The organism is Vibrio neptunius, assembly GCF_000967495.1.
Lineage (GTDB): Bacteria > Pseudomonadota > Gammaproteobacteria > Enterobacterales > Vibrionaceae > Vibrio > Vibrio neptunius.
On the sequence record NZ_JXXU01000048.1, the window covers coordinates 149,637 to 169,908 of the forward strand.

At 42.6% G+C, this 20,272-nt stretch carries 16 protein-coding genes; 12 read left to right on the top strand and 4 right to left on the bottom strand.

Annotation, left to right across the window (positions count from 1 at the left end; all coding sequences use genetic code 11):
• The first annotated feature begins 18 nt into the window (after positions 1–18).
• The 6 genes from TW84_RS17720 to TW84_RS17745 all read left to right on the top strand — a co-directional run bounded on the left by TW84_RS17720 (position 19) and on the right by TW84_RS17745 (position 7,911).
• Positions 19–1,764: a bifunctional metallophosphatase/5'-nucleotidase gene (locus TW84_RS17720; protein ID WP_045977046.1), complete on the top strand. Its 1,746-nt coding sequence runs from the start codon at positions 19–21 to the stop codon at positions 1,762–1,764.
• Positions 1,765–2,215: 451 nt separating this feature from the next.
• The gene (locus TW84_RS17725) at positions 2,216–3,175 is read left to right on the top strand and encodes a TerC/Alx family metal homeostasis membrane protein (protein WP_045976947.1); all 960 of its coding nucleotides are present in this window, start codon (positions 2,216–2,218) and stop codon (positions 3,173–3,175) included.
• Positions 3,176–3,461: 286 nt separating this feature from the next.
• Complete coding sequence (locus TW84_RS17730; RefSeq protein WP_006961027.1) at positions 3,462–3,650, top strand: hypothetical protein; 189 nt, start codon at positions 3,462–3,464, stop codon at positions 3,648–3,650.
• Positions 3,651–3,774: 124 nt separating this feature from the next.
• A complete protein-coding gene (locus tag TW84_RS17735; RefSeq protein ID WP_045976948.1) occupies positions 3,775–4,473 on the top strand; it encodes a DUF1223 domain-containing protein in 699 nt (232 codons plus the stop codon).
• A 90-nt stretch (positions 4,474–4,563) separates the two neighbouring features.
• Positions 4,564–5,358: a substrate-binding periplasmic protein gene (locus TW84_RS17740; protein ID WP_084720257.1), complete on the top strand. Its 795-nt coding sequence runs from the start codon at positions 4,564–4,566 to the stop codon at positions 5,356–5,358.
• A 75-nt stretch (positions 5,359–5,433) separates the two neighbouring features.
• Positions 5,434–7,911, top strand: a complete 2,478-nt coding sequence (locus tag TW84_RS17745) for a bifunctional diguanylate cyclase/phosphodiesterase (RefSeq protein WP_045976949.1) — start codon at positions 5,434–5,436, stop codon at positions 7,909–7,911.
• A gap of 301 nt (positions 7,912–8,212) precedes the next feature.
• Here the strand turns inward: TW84_RS17745 and TW84_RS17750 are convergent, their stop codons facing one another.
• Positions 8,213–8,770, bottom strand: coding sequence for a PhnA domain-containing protein (locus TW84_RS17750; RefSeq protein ID WP_043010325.1), 558 nt, complete (start codon positions 8,768–8,770; stop codon positions 8,213–8,215).
• 234 nt (positions 8,771–9,004) lie between these two features.
• On the opposite strand from TW84_RS17750, the gene TW84_RS17755 reads away from it, so the two are divergent.
• On the top strand, positions 9,005–10,087 hold the full coding sequence (locus TW84_RS17755; protein WP_045976950.1) for a site-2 protease family protein: 1,083 nt from the start codon (positions 9,005–9,007) through the stop codon (positions 10,085–10,087).
• Positions 10,088–10,122: 35 nt separating this feature from the next.
• Here the strand turns inward: TW84_RS17755 and TW84_RS17760 are convergent, their stop codons facing one another.
• Complete coding sequence (locus TW84_RS17760) at positions 10,123–10,911, bottom strand: M48 family metallopeptidase (protein ID WP_045976951.1); 789 nt, start codon at positions 10,909–10,911, stop codon at positions 10,123–10,125.
• Positions 10,912–10,996: 85 nt separating this feature from the next.
• Between TW84_RS17760 and TW84_RS17765 the strand changes: the two genes are divergently transcribed.
• The 4 genes from TW84_RS17765 to TW84_RS17780 all read left to right on the top strand — a co-directional run bounded on the left by TW84_RS17765 (position 10,997) and on the right by TW84_RS17780 (position 13,720).
• A complete protein-coding gene (locus tag TW84_RS17765) occupies positions 10,997–11,446 on the top strand; it encodes a hotdog fold thioesterase (protein ID WP_045976952.1) in 450 nt (149 codons plus the stop codon).
• 2 nt (positions 11,447–11,448) lie between these two features.
• A complete protein-coding gene (locus TW84_RS17770) occupies positions 11,449–11,682 on the top strand; it encodes a DUF3389 domain-containing protein (RefSeq protein WP_045976953.1) in 234 nt (77 codons plus the stop codon).
• Between the two features lie 75 nt (positions 11,683–11,757).
• The gene (locus TW84_RS17775) at positions 11,758–13,485 is read left to right on the top strand and encodes an SgrR family transcriptional regulator (protein ID WP_045976954.1); all 1,728 of its coding nucleotides are present in this window, start codon (positions 11,758–11,760) and stop codon (positions 13,483–13,485) included.
• A complete protein-coding gene (locus TW84_RS17780) occupies positions 13,469–13,720 on the top strand; it encodes a hypothetical protein (RefSeq protein ID WP_045976955.1) in 252 nt (83 codons plus the stop codon). The genes TW84_RS17775 and TW84_RS17780 overlap by 17 nt, the downstream gene beginning before the upstream one ends.
• A 452-nt stretch (positions 13,721–14,172) precedes the next feature.
• Here the strand turns inward: TW84_RS17780 and TW84_RS17785 are convergent, their stop codons facing one another.
• The gene (locus TW84_RS17785) at positions 14,173–16,305 is read right to left on the bottom strand and encodes a TonB-dependent hemoglobin/transferrin/lactoferrin family receptor (RefSeq protein ID WP_045976956.1); all 2,133 of its coding nucleotides are present in this window, start codon (positions 16,303–16,305) and stop codon (positions 14,173–14,175) included.
• Positions 16,306–16,562: 257 nt separating this feature from the next.
• On the opposite strand from TW84_RS17785, the gene TW84_RS17790 reads away from it, so the two are divergent.
• Complete coding sequence (locus tag TW84_RS17790; protein ID WP_045976957.1) at positions 16,563–17,453, top strand: LysR family transcriptional regulator; 891 nt, start codon at positions 16,563–16,565, stop codon at positions 17,451–17,453.
• Positions 17,454–17,491: 38 nt separating this feature from the next.
• Here the strand turns inward: TW84_RS17790 and TW84_RS17795 are convergent, their stop codons facing one another.
• On the bottom strand, positions 17,492–20,173 hold the full coding sequence (locus tag TW84_RS17795; protein ID WP_045976958.1) for a bifunctional acetate--CoA ligase family protein/GNAT family N-acetyltransferase: 2,682 nt from the start codon (positions 20,171–20,173) through the stop codon (positions 17,492–17,494).
• Between the last annotated feature and the right edge of the window lie 99 nt (positions 20,174–20,272).

Genomic DNA, 20,272 nt, shown 5'->3' on the forward strand with positions numbered 1-20,272 from the left:
AATATGAGAGAAGAAAATATGAAATATAAAAACAATAAAGCGGCTAAGATTAGGCTTGCTCACATTAACGATACCCATTCTTATTTTGAACCAACGTCGCTACAGCTTACGATTAATGTAGAAGGCGAAATCCTTACTCCGTATGTGAGTGCCGGGGGCTTTGCGCGTATAGCGACACGTAAAAAGCAGCTCGAAGAATCCATATCTGACAATCGCCATATGATGTTCCTCCACGCAGGAGATTGTTTTCAGGGCACTTTGTATTTCTCCCTGTTTAAAGGGGAAGCGAATGCGACCATGCTCAATGCCCTCAATATAGATGCGATGGCCTTAGGTAACCATGAATTAGACATGGGCAACTTACCAGTTGCTAAGTTCGTAGAGAAAATCGAGTTCCCATTGCTTGCTGGCAACTGGGATCTGTCTAATGAAAATCAACAGAAAGCCTGCACGCTGAAAAATAAATTACAGGTTTACTCTTTTGTCCCTGCAAGCCATTGTGCTCAATGGATAGTGAAAGAAGTAAATGGAGAGCCCATTGCTATCTTTTCCCTAGCGCTCGATAAAATGGCAGATATTTCTAACCCTGATTCAGACACACCATTTGTTAACTCGATTACAACGGCAAAACATACCGTTGAGGAAATCAGAAATCACGGTATCAATAAGATCATTTTATTAAGTCATATGGGCTATGATGCCGATTTGGATATGGCAGAGAAAGTTGAAGGGATCAGTCTTATTGTTGGCGGCCATAGCCATCGCTTGCAAGGTGATTTCAGTGCGTTGGGCCTGAAAAAGGATGATGAATACGGGATTAAGATCAATGGTACACATGTTGTCCAAGCGGGTTATCACGCTCTAAGCATGGGGCACTGTGATATTGACTTCAATGCAGAAGGTGAGATCGTCGTCTTCAATGGGAGAAATGAGCTTTTGCTGGGTCGTCGATTATTCCTTGACGCAAGCATGAGTCAAAGCACTAACGAATTACCCTATAACCTAGCCCGACGGTTTATTGATGAACACCCTAACGTGCTGGTGTGTAAAAAAGATAAGCAAGTACAGGACGTATTGAATGAAAAGTACGTATCACGCGTTAGAGAACTACAACGTCAGGTGATTGCTTGCGCCGATAAGCCACTACGTCATGTCAGAGTCCCTGATGAGGTTGGTGCCAGCGAGTTGGCTCCGCTGGTCGCTGAGTCCTTTGTGCACTCAATGAATAAGCTGGGACACAATGCGGAGTTTGCCATTCACAACGCCGGTGGTGTTCGAAATTCGCTCAATGTCGGTAATGTGTCTGTCGCCGATATCGCGGGTAAGCTGCTACCGTTTGCCGTTCCGATCGGTGTTTATCAGCTTAAAGGGAAGGACATTGCCGCTGCGCTTGAGGGGGCAATAAATAACGCCACTAATAACGGCGTGGAAGGGACTGGTGATGGTTCTTATCCTTACACCTACAACCTGAGCTTTGAATATCTTCCGGAAGCGGAAAAAGGAAGTCGAATTCGGAGTCTCAAGATCTACAGCTTGGCGTTAGGTTGGCAGGAAGTATCGAACGAAAAGTACTACACTGGAACGTCTTCAGCCTATACGATGAAAGGCAAAGAGGGCTACGAAGCCATGCTAAATATGTCTGGCGAAGGTATAGTGACGGCTACCTCTATGGCAGATTGTTTTATTGAATTGTTAACTGACGCTCCTGAAACATTAAACAGACCTCGGGAAAGAGCTCAAATATGGTGGCACAAAGGTTGCTAATTTATTCTTCGAGTTAATTGGGTAAGTGAATATTACTCGGAGGAATCTATGTGGAGTAGAGACTGGATCGACGTTGCGGTCGTGATTAGCTGGATAGGCGTTTGGTCTGCATTAGTATACTTTATCCCTGTTGGGGGAGTATAGCTTAGCGGTAAATCAACGTTTAATGTAAAAGGAGCCCATTGGGCTCCTTTTTTGATCTTTGCTATAGACGAATTGTTAGTGCCAGAATACAATCTTAATTGTTTGGGGAGTAGTCGCCTCTGGTTTACTTATCGTCATCTCGTTAGACGTTGTTCTATCCGGTAAGTATAAATGTTGCCTTCTTTTTACGGCATCTATTTCGACGAGACCAACGCAATCAAGTAACCAATGTAAAAAAACATTGGATTGGTTTGTTTGCGGGGGGATCGTCAAAGCACTGCTCTGATCCCTCCGCTCAGGAGGAATAATGACCCTATCTATTTATCTCGGTTTTGGTTTGCTAACGCTATCTATGGTGGCTTTAGATATATGGCAAACTCGTGGCGGCAACATCACTATCAAGAAAGCGACAGCTTGGAGCTTATTCTGGTTTTTGATCGCGTTCATCTTCGCTGCTAGCATCTATTTCTTTTGGGATGTTTATGCTCCAGCCAGCAGTTACAACGCTGAGAAAGCGACCATAGCATTCATAACCGGCTATCTGCTAGAAAAGTCACTGAGTGTTGATAACCTGTTTGTGTTTGCCATCATCTTCCATCAGTACTTAGTACCAGAACACTTACGTCCACGAGCATTACTCTGGGGTGTGATTGGTGCGCTTGTCCTGCGTGCCATCATGATTGCGGTTGGCGCTCAGTTACTCGCTCAGTACCACTGGATTCTCTATGTCTTTGCGTTGTTCCTCATTTGGACGGGTGTACAGCTGGCAAAAGACAAAGGAGAAGATGAGGTAAACCCATTACCTGAAAAGTTAATACGGAAGTGGGCACAAGTCACCGATGACTTTCGTGGTAACGCATTGACCGTTGTCGAACAGGGCAAACGAATGTTAACACCGATGGCGATCGTGATTAGTGTAATTGCATTTATGGACGTCATGTTTGCGCTCGATTCTATTCCGGCAATCTTTGCTGTCACGCAGGAACCATTCCTTGTTCTGGCAGCTAATGTATTTGCCCTGTTAGGTCTTCGGTCGTTGTATTTTGTTTTACAAGGCATGATGGATAAGTTTATCTACCTGAAAACAGCGCTGGCTTTTATCATGATTTTCATCGGAGTTAAGATGATGCTAGTTGGATCAAGTTGGGAGATTCCCACTCCGTTGTCATTAGCTATATTGCTGATTACTATCTCTATCGCAGTTGTGGCATCGGTAGCCAAACAAAAGAGATTGGCATCAGAAGTTGAAGTAAGTATCGATAAATAAACTAATTTAATCGAGAAAAATTACCAGCTTGAATATGTGTAAGGTTGTAAAATATTTGTGACTTTAAGCGTATTTTTGAGTGGTCAATAAATAGTAAATGCAATCGAAGTGGATAAATAAGCACTATATCTAGTTTTGGTTGCATTTTTTTTAAACTGCCATGTTAATGGTTTGTTTTATTAGAAAAACTAATGCCAAAAAGCAAAATTTGTCATTTTTTGAACAGTAATTTATTGCTTAATATCCCCTCAACGAAACGAATTACACGATTTATAGAGAGGCAATCATGGCACAGGCAATGCACATCGGAACTATCAACGCTCCAATCTCTATGGACAAAAAAACCTACTCGGTTACTTTCAAAGGATTGATTGCACATCTACTAGATATTCTTTTCACAGACAATACACCTCGCGCTTACTACGCAAGTGACATGTCTGGTCACATCCAAAAGGATATCGGTCTATATCGTTAATAGACGTACATTTACAGACTGTTAAGCGCCAGTAGAAATGCTGGCGCTTTTTTTTGTTTTATTTTAATGAAATAGAGTCAGCATTAGGTCGGTCATAGTCAGTAGTACATCAGAGGATCTGTCTATGAACACATTATTAGCGATATCCGTCGCCTCAACCCTCTCTAGTGGACAAATCTGGTCACACGAAGGTCAACCTGCTCAGGTTATAGAGTTATTTACGTCAGAAGGTTGCTCCAGTTGCCCACCAGCGGACAAGTATTTATCAACATTTGAAGAAAGTGATCGGCTATGGAAGGATATTATCCCAGTGGCTTATCACGTCGATTATTGGGATTACCTTGGTTGGCAAGACGACTTTGCTAAACCTGAATACTCCCAACTTCAGCGTCTTTATCGTGCATATGATGTCGTGGGTAGCGTCTATACGCCAGGATTCATTGTAGATGGTAAAGAATGGCGCGGCTTCTTCAATTGGGTTAACCGCGAGCTTCCAGCTTTAGAGCCAAGAAACGCAGAGAGACTGACACTTAGTCGCAAAGGAAATAAATTCATTCTTAACTTCGACAAATCTGGACATCTCGACGCGACGATTGTGTTTCTTGCTAACAATCGAACCACCATAGTGAAGGCCGGAGAAAACAGAGGGAAGTCACTTGAACACGATTTTATCGCTAAGGAACGTCAGCAAAGCCGCTCAAATACAGGTCAGTGGCATTTTGAGCTCACTAACGAGCTAAGAGATATTGACGCCGTTGTCGCTTGGGTCACAAAGCCTGGTAGTTTTGAAAGAATTCAAACGGTTGGCGGTAAGATAGAGTAGGTGATGTTGCAATATGTTACATTGTATCACTTGAGGTGCTGTTACTTTTGTACTAAGAAAATTTAGAGGATTTGTTTTCAGGGCATCAATATGGGTGTTGTTAGCTACTTCGCACGTGTACCACTTTTATCATTGATGTTGCTGGCTTATCCTTTTCAAGAGGCTTCTGCGAAAACAGTAACATTTGTGACTGATGTTTGGCCCCCCTATGTACTCGATGCATCCAGCAATCAGGGCAAAGGCTTCTTTGTTGATCTTGTTGTGGAAATGTGTGAGAGCGAAGGGCTTAAAGTCGAGATTACTTATGTTCCATGGCTCAGAGCGGAAACTATGGTCAAGCATGGTTCTGCTTTCGCCGCTTTTCCTTACGCGGTTACACAAACCAGAAAACAGTTTGCTGATTTTTCGAAAGCTTTAACTCAGTCGGCGAATCCTCCGCGTATATTTTATTATTTACCTCTTGTTCCTAAGGCTGAATCCATCAGCCTGCAAGAACTCATGACCTATCGAGTAGGTACATATCTTGGCTATTACATTAAAGAAAAGCTTGATGAGATGGGTCAGGAGTACGTTCTAGCACAAACAGAAGAGCAAGCCTTTAAATTGCTTCAAAAAGGCCGGATAGATTACCTGCCTGCAGACCCAGAATCTGGATGGAAATGGATTGCTAAACTCTTTCCTGATTCTGTTGATCATTTTGATGTTTTACCTGAACCTTTTCCCGGCACGTCTCTTCATCTGATGGTGTCTCGTTCATACCCTAATGCTAAAGAAATTCTTGCTCTATGCGAATCAGGGTTTCGAAGTATGATTGAATCTGGGAAGTATTATGAAATGTTGAACAATGAGGGAAAATTGAAATATGCGATCCCCAGCACCAAGTGATCTTTTAATCGGAAAATTGGTTAACAATCAATGACTATAATTAAGAGATTGTAATCACGATGAGAAGATCATTTTATGGCAAATGATTCAGAATTATGGCTATTGAGATGTATCAAAGTGTTGCCAGTAACACTGACTATGACAGTCATGCTTGCCATAACTCTGATCTTTGTTGGAGAAGAGCAGAGAAAAATTGATGAGTTGATTGATGGCTTCAGGCAAGACTTTTTGACTAGCCAACGTGAGCAAGCGAAACGTCAACTGGATAATATTCATCAACATTTACTCTTCGAAGCCTCTCAAGCCGTCGGCGTATTAAAAGCGGATATTCGAGAACGCATTTATGAAGCGCATAGCATTGCCAGTGGATTGTATCGCGCTTTTCCCAATAGAGAAGAGTCAGAACTCCAATCCTTAATCTCTGAAGCATTGAGAGAAGTAAGATTTAATGAAGGACGAGGCTACTTTTTTATTTTCTCGATGGAAGGTATCAGCGTCATGCATGGGTTGCTCCCGCATATTGAGGGAACGTCCAAAATTGATGCAAAAGACAGCAAAGGAACATTAATTTTAAAACAACATATTGATCTCATTCGACAATCAGCAAACGGTGAGGCCTTTTATCAGTGGTGGTATCGGAAGCCAGGACAAGGTGATATCGAATTTGAAAAGATAGGTTTTGGTAAGAGATTTGAGCCTTTTGATTGGTTTATTGGTACAGGGGAATACGTTTCTGATGTTGAGGATGAAATAAAGCAAGACCTTCTGGAGTGGCTAACAGCATTAAGATATGGAGAAGATAATTACGTATTTGTGATGGATATGAAAGGCGTAACACTAGCGCATAAAGATCCCGACCGAATCGGAGACCCAGAACCTGATCTCCTTGAAATAATTAGAACAGCATTAAATGGTGAATTGTCAGGGTTTGTCGAATATCAAAGCCCTTATGTTCCTAAAGGGATATTCAATTCAAACAAGGTAAGTTATGTTCAGGTATTGCCGGAATGGGGATGGATCATTGGGACGGGTTTTTTTACTGAACATGTTGAACGTGTCTTAAGCCCGCAAGTCGTCAAGTTGAAACAGTCCCATTCAGAAGATCTCCTTCGTGTGATTCTTATCTTATCTGGATTAATGGTGCTTCTTGTCACTTTGTCGTTTTGGGCCAGTAAGTTGGTAAAACGACGTTTTGATGACTACCAGCAAAGAATCGAAGATGATATTAAACAACTCGAGATAAGCCGCGTACAACTGGAAACGTCGGCCCATATCGATTCATTGACAGGTATTCCCAATCGCAGTCAACTGGATGAGCAATTGGAACGCTGCATTGAGCAATGCCGGATAGAGAAGTCGAAGTATGCGGTCTTATTTGTTGATTTAGATGATTTTAAAAGGATCAATGATAAATATGGTCATCATGCTGGTGATGAGTTGCTTAAAGCCGTCAGTACAACATTTTCAAAGCTCAGACGTGACGATGAAATACTGGTTCGTTTCGGAGGAGATGAGTTTGTTTTTGGCTTTCCAGTCATTGAAGAAGAAGAGGCAATGCTCAGAGCGGAAAGAATTCAAGAATCGATTGCTATCCCTATTCTGTTTAATGGTGTTCAGTTATCAACCAACTGCAGTATTGGTATCGCTATGTTTCCCGATCATGGCGCTAATTCTTCGGAGTTATTGTCTCACTCAGATGTTGCGCTTTACACTTCCAAGGAACAAAAAAAAGGTCAGATACAGCTATTCACTAAAAGGATTAGTGAGGTACTGGAGTATCAGTTTGCACTAGAAGAGCAGCTGAGCCTTGCTTTGGCGAGAGAAGAAATAAGCGTTGAATACCAGCCTAAAATCAATGCGGCAAGTGGTGAGCTGATCGGAGTTGAGGCCCTATGCCGCTGGCACTCATCAGAACTTGGCTACGTTCCTCCCGATGAGTTTATTGAAGTCGCTGAAAAAAAAGGATTAATTATCGAAATCGGGGATTTCGTTATGAAACAAGCCTGTAAAGATATCGTTTTGTTTAATCGATTAAATCATAGCCAAATAAGTGTCGCGATAAACATTTCGCCACTGCAGCTTCTTCATAAAGATTTTGAATTGAAAACCAAAAATATCCTCACTTCGAATGAGTTGGCCAATCAGCTTGTTACTTTTGAAATTACAGAGAATGTCGTCATTGAAGATACACACAGAGTCAAAGATATATTGACCAAGCTAAGCTTGGAAGGTTTTGGCGTTTCTCTTGATGATTTTGGCACGGGTTACAGTTCTCTTCGATATGTCAATGATCTGCCAATCACTGAAATCAAAATTGATCGACAGTTCATTCTTGATATCAATGATGACAACTACTTGGATAGTTTAGCGAATACCATCATAGCAATTGGACACTCCAATCAGCTCAATTTAGTGGCGGAAGGGGTGGAGACTAAGCGTCAAGCAGAATTGCTCAATCAAATGGGTTGCCAAGTACTTCAGGGCTACTATTTTGATAAACCGCTGCTCTTCAAACAGCTATGTGACAAGTATATTCAACGAGAGCGAGCGTAGCAGAGTCCTTGTAAATTGTTGTTAAGTCTAAACAGCACAAAAATAGCTTAACCCATTGCCCTTTGTTTTCTGGCGTTAGTCAGGGAATCGAAGCTAGTACGGCCGCTCCTTTCCTACCAACCTCCGCGACGACACTTTTGCTGCTTTGCGTGCTGCTATTTCTGTACGGATAAGCTCAAAAGCTCAGTGAGGTTTTTATTAATTTGCTAACCGTGAATCATTATGATTTAGACTCTAGTAGAAGCTTTGGCGCATTAAAAAGGGCGCTAAATAGCGCCCTTAGGAAAACCATCATTCATCACTACTTCTTACGGCAGTATTCAGCGATAACGTACATAGATTGACCGCCGTTCGCTTTGCCAGAAACAAGCTTAGGATCGTCGCCAATGCTGATTCCACGGATAACGGTACCTTGTTTGATGACTTGGTTTGTGCCTTTAACAGGTAGGTCTTTGATTACCGTTACGTCGTCACCTTTTTTCAGTTCGACACCGTTGCAATCAAGTGGTTTGTCATCAGCAGACATACCAATCATGGCCCAGTTCATTTGTTCTTCTTCCATGTACATCATGTCTAGCGCATCTTGTGCCCAGCTTTCGCTATTTAAGCGCGTTAACTGGCGCCATGCTGTGACTTGTACACCTGGAACTTGGCTCCACATACTATCGTTCAAACAACGCCAGTGGTTGATGTCTTTAGGCTCGTCAATTTCACCCAGACATGTGTCGCAAACCATAATAGCGTGATCCACAGTCACGTGGCTGTGTGGTGGAACGGCGTAGGCAGTTAGCTGAGATTCAGCACTGCACAATTCACACTTAGATTGGCAACGTTCTAGCATGGTCGCTTCTGAAGACATAATGGGCTCACATATAAATAGGTATTAAATCAAGAGCGCTATTATCCACTTTATCCATCGAAAATAAAGGGGCATTGTCTTTGGCGAGTACGAACAGCCTTGATTTAGCGGTTATTCCAGCAATAGTTAACTTAGATTTGTGACGCCGTCACTAAGTTTATTCCAATTCTTTACCATTTTTATAACAATCGGCATAATGAGTGGCGTTTATATATCAATTTTGTAGGACTGACATTGGAACTGCTTTCTATCGATTTTTTGGGCAAGCCTTTGCGCCTAGAGGGCTCTTTGGCTGGTTGGCAGCAACTCTTCTGGGATAATCAATTAGTTTCCCAGCTTGATGCGGACTCTGAACGTGGTAAAGAGTCATCGCATGAATTCAAACTCCTCAACGGCGAAGAAGAGCTGATATGCCGACTTGAAACATCACTCGATTGGCAACCTTTTTTAATTGAATATAAAGCGATACTCAATGAACAGTTAATTGCTCAAGGTAGCCGCGATACAAAAGATATAGAGCAGCAAACACCGTTTACGCCACCAGAGCCAGAGAAAAGGTTTAGCCTGATTGGTTTGTTGTCACTTGGCATGAAAGCTTTCAAAAGTGCAAAGCTGATTAAAGTCGTTCTGGCATCAGCGAGCCTAGCGGCATATTCGTGGCTGTTTTCCTTTCAGTTTGCTTTGGCATTGATCGCGTGTTTGGTTTTCCATGAGTATGGTCACGTTAAGGCGATGAAGTACTTTGGTATGAAAACCAAAGGCATTTACTTAGTGCCTTTTCTCGGTGGACTGGCGTTAAGCGATGAAAAGATCAATACGCGTTGGCAGGATGTCGTCATTTCCATCATGGGCCCGATGTTTGGCTTTGTGTTGTCACTCATTTTGGTTGGCCTCTATTGGATCACGGGTGAAATGTTCTTTGCGGGGTTGGCCGTTTTTAATGCCTTCCTAAATTTATTTAACCTTTTGCCAATTTTACCGCTCGATGGAGGCCATGTTCTCAAAAGCATCAGCTTCTCTATGAACAGCTTGATGGGAATTGTGCTGTGTACCGCTGCTGCGTTAGGTGGAGTTGCGTTGAGCTATTCATTAGGATTAACGCTGTTTGGCTTCTTGCTTATCATGGGGACATTGGAAATCGTCATCGAGTGGAGAGGACGACACCATAGTCATCTATTACCGCTCGATAGATATGGTCAGGTTGTTGCTGCGGTTTGGTACGTTGCGCTGGTGGCAGGTCTGATTGGTATCATTTGGTATTTTGCTGGGACAGGTGATCAGCTTTTACAGTTACCACTTATGATCTTAGGGACTTAGAAATAGATTGGGGAGCATTTCACTCCCCATTGTATTCATGAACAGTTTGGTCGCTTTACATTGTAGTTGGGCAATGTCTTTATCTTGGCTGACAAACCCTTTATGCGAGTGCCGTGTGAAGGGTGTGTAGAGAGCAATTCTGGGGGTTGGCTTCCGCCTGAAGCCTTCGCCATGTTCTGCCATAAGCTAATACTTTGATTCGGGTCAAAACCAGCTTTCGCCATGAGCTCTAAACCAACAATATCGGCTTCAGATTCCTGAGTTCGTCCGTAAGGCAGCAACACCCCGTATTGCAGCCCCAACCCTAAAGCAGCCATTGTCGCACTTTGGTATTGAGCGTACTCGGAAGACCCCAAAACCGAGCTGGTAATTTGTAATCCGGCGCTAGTTAATTGAGACTGAGAGAGGCGTTCATTACTATGGTCAGCCAGAACGTGAGCGATTTCATGGCCTATAACAGTGGCCAATTGATCTTCATTCTTTGCGACGTTGAGTAACCCAGTATAAACGCCAATTTTTCCGCCAGGTAGTGCAAAAGCATTGACTTGTTCACTATCAAAAACCACAACTTCCCAGTCTTTAAACTCAGACTGCTGAGGGACTTGTTTAGTGACGGCTTTCGCGACGCACTGGACGTAGGCGTTTATCTTTTTATCTTTACTAATTTTTTGCTGCTGCTTCATTTGCTCAAAAGATTGGGCGCCGAGTGCACTCATGTCTTGATCCGAAAAAAGCAGCAGTTGGTTTCGCCCTGTGGGTGATGAGGTGCAGGCGGCTAATCCTACAACGGTAGCTAAGGCTGTGTATTTCAACCAGTTACGCATGTAATGCTCCGTTTCGATCTTAATAATGTTGCTTATCATACCATTAGGTTACAATGCGTTGTAACGCATTATCACGAGTAATTGTATGACTATTTGGAAACGACCTATTGACCTTGATCGCCTGAATGCGACTTCTGAAAATACTTTGATAGACCACCTAAAGATCATTTATACCAAAGTTGGCGAAGATTTCATTGAAGCCAAAATGCCAGTCTGTCATTTCACACACCAGCCTTTGGGTATGCTGCATGGTGGTGCTTCGGTCGTGCTCGCTGAAACGTTGGGTTCAGTTGCAGCCAATTTCTGCGTCGCTGATGATGCTTACTGCGTTGGGCTAGAGATTAATGCCAACCATATTCGTTCGATGAGAGAAGGTAATGTGATTGGGCGGGCGGAACCGATTCATCTTGGTGTCTCAACGCAAGTGTGGCAAATCAATATTACTGATGAACGAGAACGGCTTGTATGTACCAGTCGTTTGACGATTGCGATTAAGAAGAAACGCAATGCAAAGCAGTCTCTTAAGGTTAACTGATCATGGTTGTTGAATTTAAAAGCGGAAAAATCATTATTACAGCGCATGAAGTTGTGGTGAAAGTAGCTACAGAACACATGATTACATTGCAGGCTCAAGTGGATGCAGTTCAGCTTATTGGTCGAGGTGCTAACGTTATTGCTGCCAATGGCTCGGAGACCAAATGGTCTATCAAGCTTGATAATGAACAACAACTGTTCAAAATCGCAAACCAAATCGGGATCGATATTCAATAACCCTAAAACTTACTTGCTTCTTCGATATAAATAAGGAAACTTAGTCTGGTCATATATATGTGAGATTTCCTCTTTATGAGTAGCCCCAGACTTCGTGTTCAATTTGAAACCTTATTTGAACACTACAATGGCAAAGATTGTGGTGTTCAACTTGAAGAGATTACCGATATTCTGTTTTGTACTCGACGTAACGCACGCATCGTACTCAATAAAATGGAAGAAGAGGGATGGATCGAATGGCATCCTTCTCCGGGGCGAGGTAAGCTTTCTCAACTGAACTTCAAACGCAGCCGTACTGATGTCAGCGAAAACCTCGCTAGGCGATATCTTGAAGAAGGGAAAATTGGCCAAGCGCTTAAAGTACTGGACCAAGATTCTGCGAAACTTGCGCAAGTAGTTGAAAGTTATCTGGGCGTGCAGCAGCTAGAAGGGCAACAAGTCTTACGATTGCCATACTACCGCCCTCTATCCATGCTCAATCCTGAAAAGCCAGTTCGTCGTTCAGAGCAGCATATTGCTCGTCAAATCTTTAGTGGGCTGACTCGCCTTGATGACAGTGAGAAGCTCTGTCCTGATCTTGCCCACACATGGGAAATGCTCTCTCCTAAGCATTGGCGGTTCTATCTCAGACCGAATGTACGTTTTCACAACGGCGACCTGCTTACAACGGATATGGTCGTTAACTCATTACTTGCACTAAAGAACAAAAACCTGTACTCGCACATAGAGGACGTGGTTAGCCCAGGCCGTTGCGTTGTCGACGTTACGCTTAGAAAAAATAACTACCACTTACCGCTTTTATTGTCCGAATCTGATGCTAAAGTCCTATTGCCAGAGAATTCTAGAGCAGAAGATTACGACATAAACCCTGTTGGAACAGGGCCATACAAAGTGATTCAAAATGATGACAAAAGGCTTGTTTTGCAAGCTTTTGATGGCTACTTCGGTTTCAGACCTTTAATTGACCGCGTAGAAGTATGGGTCATTGACGATATTCATTCATCAATGGTATTTCCGAGTATGACCAATCCCATCAAGCCTGAAACTGATACCTATAGTGATGACGTTGAACTTGACCCAGGCTGTACCTATTTGTTGCTCAATCGTCGTAGCGGATTAGCGAAATCTGATGAATGGGCGAATTACTTTAGTCACCGTCTTGGATCCCTGAATTTATATCAGGAGCTTCCTCAGGAAAAGATAGTGGAATTAGGTGTGTTACCTGCCCATGGGCTGAAGCCAGGCTGGTATCACCATACTAGGCAGGGGCACTATACGTCGCCGCCTGCCTACCGAAAAGTAACCATTGCATACCACGGACAACACCCAATGTTCCCAACATTGGTAAAGTGTATTGAGTCGCTATTGAAGCAAGATAACTTAGAAGTTGAACTCATTAAGTATGACATCACTCTACCTGATATTGATGATGTGGATGTGTGGGTCAAACCGATGGGCATTGCTAACAATCGCGAGGATGGCTTAGCCGGCTGGCTACTTAACTATAGCGATATTGAGCAGTTGAGTAAGCCTGAAGACTTTAAATATTGGTCTAGCCTTGTCGAGGTCTGGCAAGCAGAAGAAAATAGCCTTTTCCCAGCAAAAGACTTAGGAAAATCTCTGGTAGAGAAAATGCAGATCATTCCTATGTTTCATTGTTGGTTGGGGATCAGTAAAGACCAATGTGGCTCGCTGCAAAACGCAAAATGTAATGCGCTTGGTTGGTTTGATTTTAGTCAGGTTTGGCTGAAACCGGAGAAGCTAAGCGAAGATTTAGAGATGGTTCATGGCAAAACCGAATAAGAAACAACCCAGTAAAACCGTCGATATTTATTGTTCTAAGTGTAAATCTCAGCTCTTCAAATACCGAAAGGGTGGCAAAGGGGCACTGGTTAAGTGTTTTAAAGAGCGTATTGTCGAAGATTACACAAAAATGGCGTGTCATTGTCCTGAATGTGGCCGAGAGTTTGCGAGAGAAGCAATGATTCGAGGTGCTCCCGCATACAAGATTATTGGCGGGAAAGTCACTATGAAGTAGAGCACAGTTAGCATAATCTTTTAACAAAAATAACAGTACTATTGATTGAGAATTCTGTTGAAAATGAGGTGAGGCGCACTGATTTTGATCTTAATCGCTAAAAATCGTAAAAATATCGTTAAGAGCTATCATTGAATTTTAAAAGTGTTAGAATGTCGCTGTTCAAAAATCAGTCCAATCTATCAACTTTGCAAACAATAGGGGTTATCAATGGAGCTAGGTCTTATCATCGCTTTCATCGTCACGTCAGCTGTAATGGTCAAGAAAGAGATGACAAGCTCAAAATAATTACCGTTTCATTCATAACATTTTGGTTATCTTTTTTTGAATGAACGATAAAAGCTCCCAAATTTGGGGGCTTTTTTGTTTTTACCTTGGTTTATCCGTGATTTGAATGTAAAAAAAGCCAGTATAAAACTGGCTTTGAATGATAGGCTGTGTATTGCGTTCTGTTAGAACTGGTAATCTACACTCACACCCCAGTTACGACCTGGTTGACTGTAGTAATCCATGTTTGAAACTGAAGTTTTTCCTGTCAGGTCATCATACAGATGATATTTCTTATCCAGTGCATTGAATAAGCCTGCACGCAATGTAAGGTCCTTAATAGGGCGGTAGTAACCAGTTAGATCAACCACAGTATAACCATTGGCATCTACGTTGTCTTCTGAAGACCATTCAGTTTTGGCGTCAATCATAGTGACATTCAGTAAACCACCGTAGTGGCGTTCAGGATGATCATACCCCACACCAAATACCGCTGATAATGGCGCTACACTATCAATAGCATTGCCAGTCTTTTTGTCTTCACCTTCTGCATACGCAACCGAAAACTTGCTGTAGGTACCTTGAGGTAAATCGAATGATTTATCCAACAATAATGTACTAGAAAGTTCAGCTCCGTATATTTCAACTTTGTCTAAGTTTTGGTTGGTATATACCGTTTTACTACCGCTGGTACCAGTTTGTATGGTTTCAATAAAGTTATCATACTCGTTGAAGAATGTAGCAAGTTCAAACTGAGCAAATTCGTTATTGCCTCTGAAACCTACCTCATAAGAAATACTGCTTTCCGCTTTAAGATCTGGGTTTGGCTCTACAATTGCGCCTTGATCATAAAGATAATAAAGGTCATAAACAGTCGGTGCCTTAAACCCAGTACTTATTTTTGCAAAAGTTGAGAATTTGTCAGTAAGGTGATAAACGGCACCGAGATTCCCTGTCATCGCTGAGTCACTGTTCTTAGAAACAGTATTGGTATAGCTGTCGGTTTGTTCTGGATCAGATTCAAATGAATCGAATCGAACACCGCCAGTGATCACTAACTTTTCATCAAGGAAAAAGGCGTGATCTTGCAGAAATGCTCCCCATTGAGTCAATTTAGCGTTTGGACTCGTACCTCTAGTACTTGGAGATGAGGTGCCAGAATCCAAGAAAAAGTCGGTGTTAGCTAGTTCAAAATCGTTATGGATATAACTTAGGCCGTAAGTTAGCTGATGAATTGCTGACTCACTAGACAATACTTTGTCAAATTGGCTGTTGAACTGGATAGACGTATCTTGTGTGTCACGTTTACGTACGCGTCGGTTATATCTGTCAGTTGTATCCCCATTGTCATTAACTGACTGAGAATCTTGGTAAGAGACCGACCAGTCAAGTTCATCAGCAATGGCATGATTCATCAACCACTTATGCTCAAACGTTACACGTGTACGTGTATTATTGTCGTCGTTAAATGCATTACTGTAGTTGAATGGAGGAGTAGAAGATAACTTTTCTAGATCGGTTTCTCTGTAAGTGAAATCATAGTGTTCAAGAGCCAAACCTACGCGATGTTCTTCGCTTAATTGATAATATACTTTAGCAAGTAGGTTCTGAATTTCTTTGTCAGCAGGGTTTGCTGCGCCTCGGTCATCACCTTCGACTTCTGAACCATCACCATGCTTTTTAGTTTCTTTTCCATCGGCATAGGTAAGCATTAAAAGGGTTTCCAACTGATCTTTGCGCATGGCCCAAGTACCCGTTGTTTTGAATGTCTCATCTGCTGACGTATAACCAGTCTTGATACCAAAGCGATGTTCATTGCCATCTGTTGTAAGAATATCATTTGGGTTCTTCGTTCTAAGTAGTACGGTACCGCCTAATGCATCAGAACCATAAAGCGACGATGAAGCTCCTTTATTCACTTCGATAGCTTTAAGCGTATCGACTTCAAATGTATTTTGATGCTTAGCTTGAGTGCCGCCACCGGAGTTATAAGGGACGGGCTGCTGAACATCGTCAACCATGACCTTTACTCGACTCTCTTCCATGCCTCGGATGTTAAAGCCGGAGATACCAAATCGCCCAGTCCCTTGAGCCTGAACACCAGGTTCATACTTAAGTGCATCTTTAACATCTTTGGCCAGCAAGTTGTCAATTTGGTCTTCCGAAATTGTCGCAACGGAAGAAGATACATCATTTTTATTTTGCTCTGTACGAGTTGCGGATACCACGACTTCATCAAATAATGCATACTCTTCTGCATGCGCACTTGGTAGTAGAGCGAGTATAATAGAAGCTGACAATAATGATTTTTTATACATTGTTGTAATTACCTTTAAATCCATAATCGGGCTTATGCTTGAACGGCAAGCACTCTATAGGATCTAAATGATAATTACTATCGTTCGTATTATTGATGTTTGTTTGATTTTATACCGATTTTCATTCTAATTATAAAAAAATCGTTAAAATACAGATAGATGAACAGTAAGTTAACAATTGTAAAGGTTCCATTTATCTGGTTGTAATGTGATATAAATCACTTTATTTATGGTGTTTATTAATAGGAATAATAATATTGCAAAGTCCAATAACACTAGAAGCGATGCATATCCTAGATGCGATTGATCGCAGAGGAAGCTTCGCGGCAGCGGCTAATGAACTTGATCGTGCACCTTCATCGTTAAGCTATCAGATTCAAAAGCTTGAACAGGATTTAGATATCATGATCTTTGACCGTTCAGGTCACAAAGCCAGTTTTACACAAGCAGGGAAGCTTATTCTTGAAAGAGGGCGAGTGATCTTGTCTGCGACCGAAAAACTAGTTAACGATGCCAGTGTTCTTGCTAACGGTTGGGAACTCGATATGACACTTGCTTATGATGGTATTGTGTCTATTCAGAATTTTTTCTCTCTGGTAGATGCCCTTGGGAATGTGAGCTCCACACGTATTCGATTGCAAGAAGAGATCCTAGCGGGTTGTTGGGAATCACTCGATGAGGGCAGGGCAGATCTGCTAGTTTGTGCTAAACCTGACACCTTACCATTAGACGTAAAGTCCGAGACGATCGGGGCCTTGAAAATGATCTGGGTTGCTGCCCCCAACCACTATGTCCACCAACGAAATGGCCCATTTAACGAAGAAGCTAGAGCTAAATATCGCGTTATTGCGATTTCGGATACCGCAAGAGAGCAACCTGCTATCAGTGTCAACATATTGCAAAAACAACCTAGACTAACAGTTAGTAACTTGTCTGCAAAAATTGATGCGTTGCAATCCGGTTTAGGTATAGGCACCATGCCATTATCCGTGGCGCAGCCTCTTATTGATAAAGGAACACTAGCCAAAATCTCAGACAGTGAAACTTTTGAGATGGACATCATTATGGCTTGGAAAAGAAACCAGATGGGCGAAGCCAAATCTTGGTGCATTAAGTACCTCAAGAAAAACTGGACACTAAAAGAGTGATCGAGTTTGTTCGGGTGGATCAAACACGATCCGCCCGTCTAACCAAGTGGTAACACCATATCGGCGATGCCATCTTCAAAATTGACATCCAGCTTAAAGCCGAGCTTCTGTGCGAGCATTAACATTCCCCTGTTGGTGGGCATTGTCATCCCAGATATTTGCTTGGTTCCTTTCTGGCGACAATATTCTATGATTTTATCCATCAAAATCTTACCTAATCCTTTCCCTTTCAAATCAGAGCGAATCAATATAGCGAATTCAGCATCCGTATTTTCTGAATTGATCAAGGCGCGCGATACACCGATAATAGTGGGGTTTGAATCATAATTAGCCACCGCGACAAACGCCATTTCACGGTCGTAATCAATTTGTGTCAGGTTAGCCAACGCCTCATGATTAAACTCTCCGACATCACTAAAGAAGCGCTTATATAGATCTTCTTTCGATACATTATTTATAAAGTCTGCATGGCCAGGCTCATCTTCGGGAAGAATAGGGCGTAATAAAATAGAATCACCATCTCTTAACTTTATTTTTTGCTCATATTCAACGGGGTAAGGGCGAATTGCTAAGCGTTTCTGAGCATCTCCTTGATATGTCTTAAGCACCAAATCTGCGTCGAGAATCGTAAAACTATCCCCAATCGCGAGTACTGGATGAATATCCAGCTCATGAACCTGAGGGCAATCCACAATCATCTGAGAAATCCTTACTAATAGTTCAGATAGCCCATTAATATCCATCGGCATCGGCAGTTTTTGAGGACGTATTTTACCACTCTTAATTGCTCTAACGATCAAATAGCGAGCGAGCGTCATATTAAGTGGGGGAAGAGCGGCAGCGGCATCGATTGACTCATCCCATTCTGAGCCTCCTTGGCCGACCAATATAACAGGGCCAAAGATTTCATCCGTTTTTACTTTTATGCGGATCTCTTCACCACCGGCAAGTTTTGCCATGCCTTGAACCAAGAGGCCGTGTACGTGTGCAGAAGGATAAGAAAATTTGGTTCTATCAAGTATTGCCTGCGCAGCACTAGCGACTTCCTGACTATTGCGTAAGTTAAGCATGACACCCTGTACGTCTGACTTGTGCACAATATCGGGAGAGCGAAGTTTAACCGCAACCGGATACCCTATCTGTTCGGCAACATGAACGGCCTCACTGGCATCTGAAGCGATCCAAGTTGGTAAGACATTAAAATTAAAACATTTAAGAAAATGACCAATTTGATGGGTATCCAATGATACTGTATTTATATCCAGTAGCTTGCTGTCAATCCATTTCTTGGCTTCCTTCAATTCTCCAACGTGAACGGGTTCAGCTGTCGTTGGTGTTTCCATCAATTGCTTTTGGTTTCTTCGGTATTCCACTAGATGCATGAAAGCGACAACAGCGCTTTCCGGAGTTCTATACGTCGGTATGCCTGCATGAGTAAATATGTGTCGCGCGGGTCTGGCTGTCATTTCACCAGACCAGTTAGTCAATATGTTGAAGTGTTTGTGTCTGGGGTGGGCTTTGATTGCCTCGACGATCGCGAGCGCCGTTTGTTCAGAGTGGGCGATGGCGGAGGGGCTGTACATAATCAGAATGGCATCAGCACAATCACTATCCATTAAAATGTTAAGTGTATCTATGTAGCGCTGATGCCCTGCATCACCCACTAGATCAATGGGGTTGTTGTAGCTCCAACTAGAAGGCAAGATGTGACTTATTTTATCAATGACGTCATCTGGAAGAACCGCAAGTTTACCGCCACGAGTCAATAAGGTATCCACCGCCATGATGGCCGGGCCACCGCCGTTGGTGATGATGGCAAGTCGTTCGCCACGAAGTGGAACCGAATGCGTGAGTGTTTCTACAGCGGCAAAGAGTTCATGCGAGTTGTTTACTCGTAGCATCCCAGTGCGGCGAATGGCGGAATCATAAATAATATCGAGAGTGTTATCTCCGCCCGTATGAGCTTGAGCCGCCCGTCTACCCGCTGACGTTTTTCCACCTTTCAAAACGAGAATGCGACGATTACGAGAGGCCGCCCTCGCCGCCGACATAAATCGTCTTGCCTCTTTGATGGTATCTACGTAAAGCAATATGGCTTCAGTGTGAGAGTCCCTACTTAAGTGATCAAGTAAATCTGCAAAATCTATATCATGTGCATTTCCAATTGATATAAAGGCTGAAAAACCAATATTTTTGTCGTTCGCCCAATCGAGGATGGTGGTACACATAGCCGCTGACTGGGAAATAAAAGCAATTTTGCCTTTTTGTGCCGTGATTGGGGAGAATGAGGCGTTGAAATTTACCCACGGTAACATGATTCCAAGGCTGTTTGGCCCCAATATTCGTATGTTGGACTTTTGTGCAATGTCGAGACAAGCGTCTTGGATACTATAGCCTTCGCTGGTTTCCCGATGCATATCGGCAGAAAGAACAATGACGGCTTTGACCTTTTTCTTCGCTAGTTGTCTGAATAGGTCTAGATTTCTGCTGGCGTTGGTACATAAAATAGCGACATCGGGTGTAATTGGCAGTGATTCGATAGTCTTGTAGGCGAGCACACCGCATACCGAACTATAGCGAGGCGTAACTGGCATAATTGCGCCTTCAAATCCCCCTTGAAGAAGGTTTTTCATCACGATATTACCGGCTTGCATCGTTCTGATCGAAGCGCCAACAACAGCGACTGACGTTGGTTTAAATAAGTGGCTCAGACTGTTCATTTTTAAACTCCGATATTCAGCGTTCAGACTAATATTAACCAAGCACTTGAACGAATTCAGAGATAATTAGGTGTTGTTTTAATCAGATCACCTGCCATG

What these genes read in the sequence shown, in the direction of transcription:
- TW84_RS17735 (WP_045976948.1), top strand. Translation starts at nt 3,775, where the DNA reads ATGAACACATTATTAGCGATATCCGTCGCCTCAACCCTCTCTAGTGGA.
- TW84_RS17795 (WP_045976958.1), bottom strand. Translation starts at nt 20,173, where the DNA reads ATGAACAGTCTGAGCCACTTATTTAAACCAACGTCAGTCGCTGTTGTT.
- TW84_RS17780 (WP_045976955.1), top strand. Translation starts at nt 13,469, where the DNA reads ATGGCAAAACCGAATAAGAAACAACCCAGTAAAACCGTCGATATTTAT.
- TW84_RS17770 (WP_045976953.1), top strand. Translation starts at nt 11,449, where the DNA reads ATGGTTGTTGAATTTAAAAGCGGAAAAATCATTATTACAGCGCATGAA.
- TW84_RS17740 (WP_084720257.1), top strand. Translation starts at nt 4,564, where the DNA reads ATGGGTGTTGTTAGCTACTTCGCACGTGTACCACTTTTATCATTGATG.
- TW84_RS17750 (WP_043010325.1), bottom strand. Translation starts at nt 8,770, where the DNA reads ATGTCTTCAGAAGCGACCATGCTAGAACGTTGCCAATCTAAGTGTGAA.
- TW84_RS17775 (WP_045976954.1), top strand. Translation starts at nt 11,758, where the DNA reads ATGAGTAGCCCCAGACTTCGTGTTCAATTTGAAACCTTATTTGAACAC.
- TW84_RS17760 (WP_045976951.1), bottom strand. Translation starts at nt 10,911, where the DNA reads ATGCGTAACTGGTTGAAATACACAGCCTTAGCTACCGTTGTAGGATTA.
- TW84_RS17725 (WP_045976947.1), top strand. Translation starts at nt 2,216, where the DNA reads ATGACCCTATCTATTTATCTCGGTTTTGGTTTGCTAACGCTATCTATG.
- TW84_RS17765 (WP_045976952.1), top strand. Translation starts at nt 10,997, where the DNA reads ATGACTATTTGGAAACGACCTATTGACCTTGATCGCCTGAATGCGACT.
- TW84_RS17720 (WP_045977046.1), top strand. Translation starts at nt 19, where the DNA reads ATGAAATATAAAAACAATAAAGCGGCTAAGATTAGGCTTGCTCACATT.
- TW84_RS17785 (WP_045976956.1), bottom strand. Translation starts at nt 16,305, where the DNA reads ATGTATAAAAAATCATTATTGTCAGCTTCTATTATACTCGCTCTACTA.
- TW84_RS17730 (WP_006961027.1), top strand. Translation starts at nt 3,462, where the DNA reads ATGGCACAGGCAATGCACATCGGAACTATCAACGCTCCAATCTCTATG.
- TW84_RS17745 (WP_045976949.1), top strand. Translation starts at nt 5,434, where the DNA reads ATGGCAAATGATTCAGAATTATGGCTATTGAGATGTATCAAAGTGTTG.